This window comes from Maritimibacter sp. (assembly GCF_016774595.1).
Lineage (GTDB): Bacteria > Pseudomonadota > Alphaproteobacteria > Rhodobacterales > Rhodobacteraceae > Maritimibacter > Maritimibacter alkaliphilus.
Genome location: NZ_JACBWT010000002.1, coordinates 38,801 through 48,811 on the forward strand (window position 1 = coordinate 38,801; position 10,011 = coordinate 48,811).

The following is a 10,011-nucleotide window of genomic DNA, read 5'->3' on the forward strand; positions in this document are numbered from 1 at the left end:
TGCGCGAACACGCAATCGGCACTACATCGCGCCACATGTCGAAGAACCGATTCAACGAAGGCACGGGCCCGTCCCAGCGCCAGTTGCGCGTGGGTGAACTGATCCGCCGCACCCTGTCCGACGTGCTGATGCGCGGCGAGATCCACGACCCGGACCTCAACCGCATGTCGATCACGGTGGGCGAGGTGCGCACGTCCCCCGACCTCAAAATCGCGACCGCATACGTGCTGCCGCTCGGCGGCAAGAACCCCGACGAAGCGATCAAGGCGCTCGCCCGCAACAAGCACGAACTGCGCCGCTTCATCGGCAAGGTGACGAACCTCAAGTTCACGCCGGACCTCAGGTTCATGATCGACGAGACCTTCGACCAGATGGACGCGACCCGCCGCCTGTTCTCGGACGAGACGGTGCAGCGCGACATCCACGCAGGCGACGAGGAAAAATAATGGGACGCCGCAAGAAGGGGCGCGACGTCCACGGCTGGCTGGTCGTGGACAAGCCGGCGGGCATCACGTCGAATGCCGTCGTGAACAAGGTGCGCTGGGCGTTCGATGCGAAGAAGGCCGGGCACGCGGGCACCCTTGACCCCGAGGCGACCGGGGTTCTGGCCGTGGCGCTGGGCGAAGCGACCAAGACGGTGCCCTATATCACCGACGCGCTGAAAGCCTACCGCTTCACCGTGCGGCTTGGGCAGGCGACGAATACCGACGACGCCGAGGGCGAGGTGATCGCGCAAAGTGACGCACGCCCGTCGGACGACGAGATCGTCGCGGCCCTCGCGCCTTTGACGGGCGACATCATGCAAGTGCCGCCCAAGTTCTCGGCGGTGAAGATCGACGGTCAACGCGCCTACAAGCTCGCCCGCGACGGCGAAGATGTCGAGATCGAGGCCCGCCCGCTCTTCGTCGAGGACTTGAAGCTTGTGGATCGTCCCGACGCCGATCACGTCACGCTGGAAATGACCTGCGGCAAAGGCGGCTACGTGCGCGCCATCGCCCGCGATCTGGGCGAGGCTCTGGGGTGCTACGGCCACGTGCGCGAGTTGCGCCGCATCTGGTCCGGCCCCTTCGTGGCCGAAGAGGGCGTGAGCATGGCGCGGATCGAAGAACTCGCGAAATCGGATGAGATCGACGCGCTGCTTCTGCCGCTGTCCGAGGGCCTGACCAGCCTGCCGGAGCTGAAATGCACGCACGAGGGCGCGACCCGTCTGCGCCACGGCAACCCCGGCATGGTCATCGCGTCCGACGTGGACTACGGCGACGAAGCCTGGGCGTCCTATGAAGGTGAGCCGGTGGCGGTCGGCATTTACAAGGCGGGCGAACTTCACCCCAGCCGGGTCTTCAACCTCTGACCGGGCAGGGGGGCGCTGCCCCCCTCGCCTCATTCGCGGGGCGAATGAGCCTCACCCCCCGAAGTATTTGTGAAACGAAGAAGCGGGGCGTGGTCCACCCCCGACCAAAGGCCGGGGGCTTCTCCGTTTACGTCCATCGGCTCTTCAGCCTGTAACGCACCACCACGATAGCGCGTTAACCTTAATGGTCGGTAAACGCGCCCCTTCTCTGTTTCAAAAATACTTCGGGGGGCGGGCTTGCCCGCTTGCGGGAAAGCCCATGGGGGGCTGGCCCCCCATCCGGGTCGACGCGCCCAGCGCGGCGAAACGCCTAGGTGATGATCTCGAGCACCGGGTCGGTCTGCTCCGGAGCCTCCCCGATCCGGTAGGCGGCCCGGATCTGCTGTTCCGCGGCGTCGAGTTGGTCCTCGGTCCGCGCATGGATCGTGCACATCACCGTGCCTTCCCGAACCGTCTGGCCAAGGTCGATCATCCCCGTGATCCCGACGGCCGGATCGATTTCATCCGCCGACCGCCGTCGCCCGCCACCCAGTTCGACCACCGCCAGCCCGATGCCCCGCGTGTCGATCGAGGCGACATGCCCTTCGACAGGCGCTTCGATATCCCGCGTCAGGGGTGCTTTCGGCAGATGATCTTCGTAGCGTTCCACGAAATCGGCCGGGCCTCCAAGACCTGCGACCATCTTAGCGAACACCTCTGCCGCCCGCCCGTCTTCGAGCGCCGCGCGTGCGACCGAGAACCCGGTTTCACGGTCCTTCGTCAGCCCCGCCAGCGTCAGCATCTCTCCGGCCAGCGCCAGCGTCACCCATTCGAGCCTGACGTTGCGGTGCACATCGGTCAGGAACTCGACCGCGTTCCTGACCTCGACGGCGTTGCCCGCGTCCCGCGCAAGCGGCTGGTCCATCGCGGTGAGGAGCGCATGGCACGGCACACCCGCCGCCGTCGAGACCCGCGCGATGCTCCGGGCAAGATCCCGCGACGCCTCGAAGGTCGGCATGAAGGCCCCGTTGCCCGTTTTCACGTCCATCACGAGCGCATCCAGCCCCGCAGCCAGTTTCTTGGACAGGATCGACGCGGTGATGAGCGGGATCGACTCCACGGTCGCTGTCACGTCGCGGATGCCGTAAAACCGCTTGTCGGCGGGCGCGATGGTGCCGGTCTGGCCGATGATGGCGCAGCCGACTTCGTGCACCACACGCTCGAACGTGGCATTGTCGGGTGTGGCGGAATAACCGGGGATCGCCTCCATCTTGTCGAGCGTCCCGCCGGTGTGCCCCAGCCCCCGGCCCGAGATCATTGGGACATAGCCACCGCAGGCCGCCACGATAGGCGCGAGCATCAGGCTGACGTTGTCGCCCACGCCCCCGGTCGAATGTTTGTCCACCACCGGGCCGGGCAGATCCCAGCGCATCACGTCGCCCGAATCGCGCATGGCCAGCGTCAGGGCCGCGGCCTCCTCGGCCTCCATGCCCTGAAAATAGACAGCCATGCCGAAGGCGCCCACCTGCTCGTCCGAAGCGGACCCATCGGTGATGCCAGTGACCAGCGCGGCGATCTCGGCCTCGTCCAGCGTCGCCCCGTCGCGTTTCTTGCGGATGATTTCGGATATCAACATGGGTCCAACCTTGACCTATTGGTCAAATTCCGCAAGCGCGACTTGAGTTCCTGCGCACGCCGGGCAAGAACCGCCGCATGATTACGCGAGAACATACGAAAGGCGATGCCCCGTCGGTCGCCGTCTATTCCGACTGCGAACGGTATCGCTACACCCTCACCCGCGTCTGGGACCCGGCGGGCAGGCGTGCGCTTTTCATCATGCTGAACCCGTCGACAGCGACCGAAGTGCAGAACGATCCGACCGTCGAACGCTGCGAACGGCGCGCCCGTGCGCTGGGTTTCGGAAGTTTCCGGGTGCTCAACATCTTCGCCTGGCGCGACACCGACCCGCGCGCGATGCGTCGGGCGGGCGACCCTGTGGGGCCGGAAAACGATGCGGCTATCGTCGAAAGCACGGGTTGGGCCGATCAGATCATATGCGCCTGGGGCACGCACGGCGAACACCTCGCCCGCGGTGCGCAGGTCGAGGCGCTTCTGCGCCAGACCGGCAAGCCGCTCTACCACCTAGGGCTGTCCAAGGCAGGCCACCCGAAACACCCGCTCTACATCGCCTACACCCAGCAGCCCGAACTCTGGACGTAAAAAAGGCCACCGAAACGGCGGCCTCTTCTTCGTTTCAAAAAACCTCGGAGGGGGTCTGGGGGAGGCAGCGCCTCCCCCAGCCGGTCGGACCGGCGTCAGCCGGTTCGAAACCTCAGATCGCGAATTGCAGTGCGCTTACGTTCTGGAACATGCCCGTGTCGCTCAGCGCCTTGCGCACGTTCGCGGGCACTTCCGCATCGACGTAGAGGAGCGCGATGGCATCGCCGCCCTGCTGGTTGCGGCCAAGGGTGAAGTTGGCGATGTTCACGCCCATTTCGCCAAGCGTGCGGCCCAGCGTCCCGATGATGCCCGGCACGTCCTTGTTGGTCGTGTAGAGCATGTGCTCGCCGATCTCGGCGTCGATGGTGATGCCCTTGATCTGGATGAAGCGCGGCTTGCCGTCCGAAAACACGGTGCCCGCGATGGACCGTTCGCGCTTGTCGGTCTTCACGACGATCTTGATGTAGCCGTCGAAAACGCCGGTTTTGTCCTGCGTCGTGGTGGACGATTTGATGCCACGGTCCTTCGCCACGATGGGCGCCGACACCATGTTGATCTCGGCGTTCTGCGGCTTCATCAGACCCGCCAAGACCGCGCAGTCCAGCGCCTTGACGTTCATCTTCGACGCGACACCGTCCAGCGTCACGTTGATTTCCTTGATCGGCTCTTCGGTCATCTGACCGACGAAAGCCCCCAAATGCTCGGCAAGCTTGATCCACGGACCCATGACCTTGGCTTCCTCGGCGGTCACCGACGGCATGTTCAGCGCGTTGGTGACGGCGCCCGTCAGCAGGTAGTCCGAGATCTGCTCGGCTACCTGAAGCGCCACGTTCTCCTGCGCCTCGGTGGTCGACGCGCCGAGGTGCGGGGTGCAAACGACGTTCGGCAGACCGAAAAGCGGGCTGTCCTTGGCGGGCTCGACCTCGAACACGTCGAAGGCGGCACCGGCGACGTGGCCGGACTTGATCGCCTCGGCCAGTGCGGCCTCGTCCACCAGACCGCCACGGGCGCAATTGATGATCCGAACGCCTTTCTTGGTCTTGGCAAGGTTTTCGGCGTTCAGGATGCCGCGCGTTTTGTCGGTCAGCGGCACGTGCAGGGTGATGAAGTCGGCGCGGGCGAGCAGCTCGTCCAGCTCGACCTTCTCGACGCCCAGCTTGTCGGCGCGTTCCTGGCTCAGGAACGGGTCGAACGCGATGACTTTCATGCGCAGGCCCTTGGCGCGGTCGGCGGCGATGGAACCGATGTTGCCGCAGCCGATGACGCCCAGCGTCTTGGCGGTCAGTTCGACCCCCATGAATTTGGACTTCTCCCACTTGCCGGCCTGGGTCGAGGCATCGGCTTCGGGGATCTGGCGCGCGACCGCGAACATCATCGCGATGGCGTGCTCGGCGGTGGTGATCGAGTTGCCGAAGGGCGTGTTCATCACGATCACGCCTTTCTGCGAGGCGGCCGGAATGTCGACGTTGTCGACACCGATCCCGGCGCGCGCGACGACCTTAAGCTCGGTCGCGGCGTCCAGCACTTCTTGTGTGACCTTGGTGGCCGAACGGATGGCAAGGCCTTCATAGCCGCCGTCGCGCAGTTTTGCGATCAGGGCGTCTTTGTCTTTGCCGAGTTTGGGTTCGAAATCGACCTCCACACCGCGATCACGGAAGATCTGGACGGCGGATTCGGAGAGGGCGTCGGAAACGAGAACTTTGGGAGCCATTGGTCTTGGTCCTTTGGTTTGGAATGGAGGTGGTGGGTTTCACCCACCCTACGAAGCGCCGTAGGGTGGGTGCCAACCCACCATTACGTTGGAATTACTGCGCTGCGATCTCGGCGTTGAACGCCCAGTCGAGCCACGGCATCAGAGCTTCGATGTCCGAGGTTTCGACCGTGCCGCCGCACCAGATGCGCAGGCCAGCGGGCGCGTCGCGATAGGCGCCGATGTCGAGCGCGACACCTTCGGCTTCCAGCCGCTTGGCCACGGCTTTGGCGAAGACCGCGCCGTCCTTGATCCGGTCGTCGGTGAACTTGAGGCACACGCTGGTGTTGGACCGCGTGGCCGGATCGTCGGCAAGGTTCGCGATCCAGTCATGCGCGTCGCAGAAGTCGTGGATGACCTTTGCGTTGGCGTCGGCGCGGGCGATCAGGCCGGCAAGCCCGCCCTCGGATTTCGCCCAATCGAGCGCGACGAGGTAATCCTCGACCGCGAGCATCGACGGGGTGTTGATCGTCTCGCCCACGAAGATGCCGTCGATCAGCTTGCCGCCTTTGGTCATGCGGAAGATCTTCGGCAGCGGCCAGGCGGGCGTGTAGCTTTCCAGACGTTCCACGGCGCGGGGCGACAGGACGATCATGCCGTGGGCCGCTTCGCCGCCCAGAACCTTCTGCCACGAGAAGGTCGTCACATCGAGCTTGTCCCACGACAGGTCCATCGCGAAGGCGGCGGAGGTCGCGTCGCAGATGGTGATGCCTTCGCGGTCGTCTGCGATCCAGTCGCCGTTCGGAACCCGCACGCCCGAGGTCGTGCCGTTCCACGTGAACACCACGTCGGTCGCGAAATCGACCGAGGCGAGGTCGGGAAGCTGGCCATAGTCGGCCGTCATGACGGTCGCGTCGAGCTTGAGCTGCTTGGCCACGTCCGTGACCCAGCCGGAGCCGAAGCTTTCCCATGCCAGCATAGTCACGCCGCGCGCGCCCAGCATGGACCACATGGCCATCTCGACCGCGCCGGTGTCGGATGCGGGCACGATGCCGATCTTGTAATCGGCGGGGATGCCAAGGATCTCGCGCGTCGTTTCGATCGCGGCCTTGAGCTTCTGCTTGCCGATCGCGGCACGGTGCGAGCGTCCGAGGGCGGCATCGTTCAGCTTGTCGAGGGTGAAAGTCGGAATCTTGGCGCAGGGGCCAGACGAAAAGCGCGGATTGGCCGGCCGCGTTGCCGGTTGAACCAAGTCGGTCATGGTATCCTTCCAGATATATGCTCCGCGTTGGGGCGGAGTGTCCCGCCGACGCATCTACGGCTGGTCCGCGGCCCGCACAAGATGGAAAATCGCGCATATGCGACCATTTGGTGGGGCACTGCGACGCAGTTTGGAGCGGATCGGAAACTTGCCACCCGTTCAACGCAGGGCGCGCAGGCGGGCCTCGGCAATGTCCAGATCTTCGGGCGTGTTCACGTTGAAGAAGTCCTCGGCGGCGAAAAACGCGCTGACCGCATCCTTTTCCTCCGTGAAATCCGTCACCTTGCGCGTGCCGGTCTGGATAGACCCACGCAGCCCGTTCGCAAGTTTCGTATACCAAAGCCCCGCCACCGGCTCGACCCCCGCCGGGGTTTCGGCCAGCACGATCGGTGCACGCGACGCGTTCTGGGCGCGGATCAGGCGGTCGACGAGTTTGGCCGGGATGAACGGTGTGTCGGTCGCGACCGTCACCACCCAGTCCGACTTCAACGTCAGCGCCCAGTCCATCGCGGCGAGGATTCCGGCGAGCGGTCCGGGGTGATCCTCGATGCTGTCCGACAGGATTGGGTGGGACGAGGTGAAGGCCGAGGGGTCGCCGTTTGAGTTTATCGCGATCCGGGACACCTGCGGTTCCAGCCGGGCGATCACATGCGCGACCATCGGGCGACCGTCGAGCGTCACGAACGCCTTGTCCCGCCCGCCCATGCGCCGCGCCTGACCACCGGCGAGGATGACGCCGGGCGGGATTTGTGTGTCGCCACTCATCGCAGAAAGGTGGCCTTCCACACCCGGTTGCGCAAGGTCCGGGTTGCATGACCCGGCCCGCCGGGATAGCGGTTGTGCGTGAGGTGAGTATGCAAGGCGATGCCATGAAGTATACAATGGGTCGGCAGTATTTCGACGGGCTGCGCTACGGCGCGCCTTTCATGTTCATGGTGGTGCCGTTTTCGATCCTGTTCGGCGTCGTCGCGACCGAGGCTGGCCTCGACCTTCTGCAAACGATGGTGATGACGATGCTGGTCGTCGCGGGCGCCTCGCAGTTCGCCGCGATTCAACAGATGGTCGACAACGCGCCGGTCGTCATGGTTCTGGCGACGGCCTTTGCGGTCAACATGCGTATGGCGATGTATTCCGCGTCGCTCGTTCCCTATCTCGGCAAGGCAAAGCTCTGGCAGCGGGCGCTTGTCGCCTACCTCCTTGTCGATCAGTCCGCCGCTGTCGCGAACGACAAGTTCGAGAAAGAGCCGGACATGCCGATTCCGCTCAAGATCATCTACCTGATGGGCGTGCTGACCCCGATCGTCCCGGTCTGGTTCCTGTTCACCCTGATCGGTGCGCTTGTCGGCTCAAGCATCCCGGACGGCTTCGGCATCGACTTCGCCGTGCCGCTCACCTTCATCGCGCTCTTCGCCCCGATGCTGAAGACGCTGGCCCACGTTGCGGCGGCGGCGACGTCAGTAGTGTTCACGCTCCTGCTCTCATTCATCCCCTACGGCCTCGGCCTGATCGTCGCGGCGGTGATCGCGATGGCGGTCGGCTCGCTGGTCGAGGTCTGGATGGCGCGGAGGCAAGTGCCATGATTACGATGCCCGATTCGACCGTTTGGCTTGTCATCGTCCTGCTCGGGGTCGGCACATTCCTGATCCGGTTCTCGTTCCTCGGCCTGATCGGTGACCGCGATCTGCCGCCGTGGATCCTGCGCGCCCTACGCTATACGCCCGTTGCCGTGCTGCCGGGTCTCGTCGCGCCGCTCGTCCTGTGGCCAGCCGCCACGAATGGCGAGCCGGACGCGACCCGGCTCGTCACCGCCGCCGTCACGCTGGCGGTGGGCATGATTACCAAGAACCTCGTGGCCGGTATCCTGTCGGGGGCCGGAGCGTTCTACCTTATGACCTGGCTGGTCGGCTAACGGATCGGCTCGATCAGCGCCTTCTGCATGGTGCAGTCGCGCCGGGTGTCGGGGGCGCAGGGGCGCGGATCAAGGTCGGTGGTCAGGCAAATCCGCGCTTCCTGAATATGGCCGTCGCGGCAAGTGATCGTCACCATGTCCGGCTCCCACTCCGGATTGGCTTGCAGAAACGCTTCTTCGATCAGACTGGCGGGTACCGCGAAGGTCCGGTCGATCTTGCGCAGAACCTCGGGCTTGTTCACCGACACAAAGGCCTCGCGAGCCAGATCGTAATAGACGTCCGCCTCAAGCCCCGAGCACACCCCGTGCTTTTTCCACTGATACCACGCAGCCCCGCCCGCGCCGAAAATGTCGGCCTGCGCCGCCGTCATCTGCCGCGAAGGCGCGCGCGCCGTGGTCGGGCAATAGGCGGGCCAGCCGTTTTCGTACTGCGGCCAGAGCCCGTGGACGACCCAGCCGAGGTCGCGATCGCATTGTTCGGAGTCGCGCGCATCGCCCTCCAGCTTGCACCAGTTGGGCGACCACGACAGCGACAGCACGTAGTAGTCGAAGTCACCGGCGCGTTCCCCGTCCGCACGGGCGGGGAGGGCGAAATGGCCGAGCAGCAGGATCAGGATCAGGACACGCATTCACTCTTTCCTCAGACGTTTGCCCGCACTATAAGGCAGCCAAGTTTCCCCACAACGGTGACCCAGCCTGCAACAGGCGCCCCTTTCCGGGGACTGGCACCGGCGTATCTGAAGGAGTGTCGCTATGGACAAACCGATCATGGCCAAAGCCACCGCTGTCTGGCTGGTGGACAACACGACGATCAGCTTCAAGCAGATCGCCGATTTCTGCGGTCTGCACGAACTTGAGGTGCAGGGCATCGCCGATGGCGAAGTCGCGCAGGGCGTGAAGGGCTTCGACCCGATCTCGAACAACCAGCTCACGCAGGAAGAGATCGACAAGGCCGAAGAAAACCCGCTCCACAAGCTGAAGCTCAAGTTCAACGCGGCCGCCGTGGGCGAAGAAAAGCGCCGTGGCCCGCGCTACACCCCGCTGTCCAAGCGTCAGGACCGCCCGAACTCGATCCTCTGGCTGGTGAAGTTCCACCCGGAGCTGACGGATGCGCAGATCGCCAAGCTGGTCGGCACCACCAAGCCCACGATCCAGTCGATCCGCGAGCGCACGCACTGGAACATTCAGCAGATGGAACCCATCGACCCGGTCGCGCTGGGCCTGTGCAAGCAAAGCGAACTGGATGCCGCCGTGCAGAAGGCCGCCAAGAAAAAGGCCGCCGAGGGCGATGCGATGTCGGACGACGACCGTCGCAAGCTGCTGTCGACCGAGCAGAGCCTTGGCATGGAAGCCGAGCCGAAGATGCCGACCGCGATCGAGGGGCTCGAGACCTTCACCCTGTCGGGCAACGACGATGACGACGAGGATGAGAAGCGGAACGCGCCGGTGGATGCGGACAGTTTCTTCAACCTGCCCGACTCGGATGATGAGGACGAAGACGACGACAACTGATCGTCGCACCAACGAAATTCCAAAGGCCCCCCACCCACGGTGCGGGGGCTTTTCTTTTGCTGCGCTGCGGCTAGCATCCGATCACCATT

General features: G+C 64.6%; 11 protein-coding genes. 6 read left to right on the forward strand and 5 right to left on the reverse strand.

The window, feature by feature from the left end; translation table 11 throughout:
- The first annotated feature begins 35 nt into the window (after nt 1-35).
- Both rbfA and truB read left to right on the forward strand, forming a co-directional pair.
- On the forward strand, nt 36-446 hold the full coding sequence (gene rbfA, locus HOY44_RS11255) for a 30S ribosome-binding factor RbfA (protein WP_287434781.1): 411 nt from the start codon (nt 36-38) through the stop codon (nt 444-446).
- The gene (gene truB / locus HOY44_RS11260; protein WP_287434782.1) at nt 446-1,351 is read left to right on the forward strand and encodes a tRNA pseudouridine(55) synthase TruB; all 906 of its coding nucleotides are present in this window, start codon (nt 446-448) and stop codon (nt 1,349-1,351) included. Before rbfA ends, truB begins: the two co-directional genes overlap by 1 nt.
- Nucleotides 1,352-1,661: 310 nt before the next feature.
- Here the strand turns inward: truB and deoA are convergent, their stop codons facing one another.
- On the reverse strand, nt 1,662-2,966 hold the full coding sequence (gene deoA, locus HOY44_RS11265) for a thymidine phosphorylase (RefSeq protein ID WP_287434783.1): 1,305 nt from the start codon (nt 2,964-2,966) through the stop codon (nt 1,662-1,664).
- Nucleotides 2,967-3,043: 77 nt separating this feature from the next.
- On the opposite strand from deoA, the gene HOY44_RS11270 reads away from it, so the two are divergent.
- Nucleotides 3,044-3,550 (forward strand): DUF1643 domain-containing protein, encoded by a 507-nt coding sequence (locus tag HOY44_RS11270; protein ID WP_287434784.1) that lies wholly within the window; start codon nt 3,044-3,046, stop codon nt 3,548-3,550.
- Nucleotides 3,551-3,662: 112 nt separating this feature from the next.
- On the opposite strand, the gene serA is transcribed toward HOY44_RS11270, so the two are convergent.
- From serA to mobA, 3 genes are all read right to left on the reverse strand, one after another.
- Nucleotides 3,663-5,261: a phosphoglycerate dehydrogenase gene (serA, locus tag HOY44_RS11275; RefSeq protein WP_138422481.1), complete on the reverse strand. Its 1,599-nt coding sequence runs from the start codon at nt 5,259-5,261 to the stop codon at nt 3,663-3,665.
- A 94-nt stretch (nt 5,262-5,355) separates the two neighbouring features.
- Complete coding sequence (locus HOY44_RS11280; protein ID WP_287434785.1) at nt 5,356-6,501, reverse strand: phosphoserine transaminase; 1,146 nt, start codon at nt 6,499-6,501, stop codon at nt 5,356-5,358.
- 159 nt (nt 6,502-6,660) lie between these two features.
- Entirely contained in the window at nt 6,661-7,266 is a 606-nt protein-coding gene (gene mobA / locus HOY44_RS11285; protein WP_287434786.1) for a molybdenum cofactor guanylyltransferase MobA, read from the reverse strand.
- 104 nt (nt 7,267-7,370) lie between these two features.
- On the opposite strand from mobA, the gene HOY44_RS11290 reads away from it, so the two are divergent.
- Both HOY44_RS11290 and HOY44_RS11295 read left to right on the forward strand, forming a co-directional pair.
- Nucleotides 7,371-8,081, forward strand: coding sequence for an AzlC family ABC transporter permease (locus tag HOY44_RS11290; protein ID WP_040885664.1), 711 nt, complete (start codon nt 7,371-7,373; stop codon nt 8,079-8,081).
- Nucleotides 8,078-8,410: an AzlD domain-containing protein gene (locus tag HOY44_RS11295; protein ID WP_008331872.1), complete on the forward strand. Its 333-nt coding sequence runs from the start codon at nt 8,078-8,080 to the stop codon at nt 8,408-8,410. The genes HOY44_RS11290 and HOY44_RS11295 overlap by 4 nt, the downstream gene beginning before the upstream one ends.
- Here HOY44_RS11295 and HOY44_RS11300 read toward each other — a convergent pair.
- The gene (locus HOY44_RS11300; RefSeq protein ID WP_287434787.1) at nt 8,407-9,039 is read right to left on the reverse strand and encodes a ribonuclease T2 family protein; all 633 of its coding nucleotides are present in this window, start codon (nt 9,037-9,039) and stop codon (nt 8,407-8,409) included. The genes HOY44_RS11295 and HOY44_RS11300 overlap by 4 nt on opposite strands.
- A gap of 124 nt (nt 9,040-9,163) precedes the next feature.
- On the opposite strand from HOY44_RS11300, the gene HOY44_RS11305 reads away from it, so the two are divergent.
- The gene (locus HOY44_RS11305) at nt 9,164-9,922 is read left to right on the forward strand and encodes a DUF1013 domain-containing protein (RefSeq protein WP_287434788.1); all 759 of its coding nucleotides are present in this window, start codon (nt 9,164-9,166) and stop codon (nt 9,920-9,922) included.
- Nucleotides 9,923-10,011 lie beyond the last annotated feature (89 nt).

Bases quoted from the DNA above. Each gene is read 5' to 3' on its own strand.
- rbfA (WP_287434781.1), top strand. From the start codon at position 36: ATGTCGAAGAACCGATTCAACGAAGGCACGGGCCCGTCCCAGCGCCAG.
- truB (WP_287434782.1), top strand. From the start codon at position 446: ATGGGACGCCGCAAGAAGGGGCGCGACGTCCACGGCTGGCTGGTCGTG.
- deoA (WP_287434783.1), bottom strand. From the start codon at position 2,966: ATGTTGATATCCGAAATCATCCGCAAGAAACGCGACGGGGCGACGCTG.
- HOY44_RS11270 (WP_287434784.1), top strand. From the start codon at position 3,044: ATGATTACGCGAGAACATACGAAAGGCGATGCCCCGTCGGTCGCCGTC.
- serA (WP_138422481.1), bottom strand. From the start codon at position 5,261: ATGGCTCCCAAAGTTCTCGTTTCCGACGCCCTCTCCGAATCCGCCGTC.
- HOY44_RS11280 (WP_287434785.1), bottom strand. From the start codon at position 6,501: ATGACCGACTTGGTTCAACCGGCAACGCGGCCGGCCAATCCGCGCTTT.
- mobA (WP_287434786.1), bottom strand. From the start codon at position 7,266: ATGAGTGGCGACACACAAATCCCGCCCGGCGTCATCCTCGCCGGTGGT.
- HOY44_RS11290 (WP_040885664.1), top strand. From the start codon at position 7,371: ATGAAGTATACAATGGGTCGGCAGTATTTCGACGGGCTGCGCTACGGC.
- HOY44_RS11295 (WP_008331872.1), top strand. From the start codon at position 8,078: ATGATTACGATGCCCGATTCGACCGTTTGGCTTGTCATCGTCCTGCTC.
- HOY44_RS11300 (WP_287434787.1), bottom strand. From the start codon at position 9,039: ATGCGTGTCCTGATCCTGATCCTGCTGCTCGGCCATTTCGCCCTCCCC.
- HOY44_RS11305 (WP_287434788.1), top strand. From the start codon at position 9,164: ATGGACAAACCGATCATGGCCAAAGCCACCGCTGTCTGGCTGGTGGAC.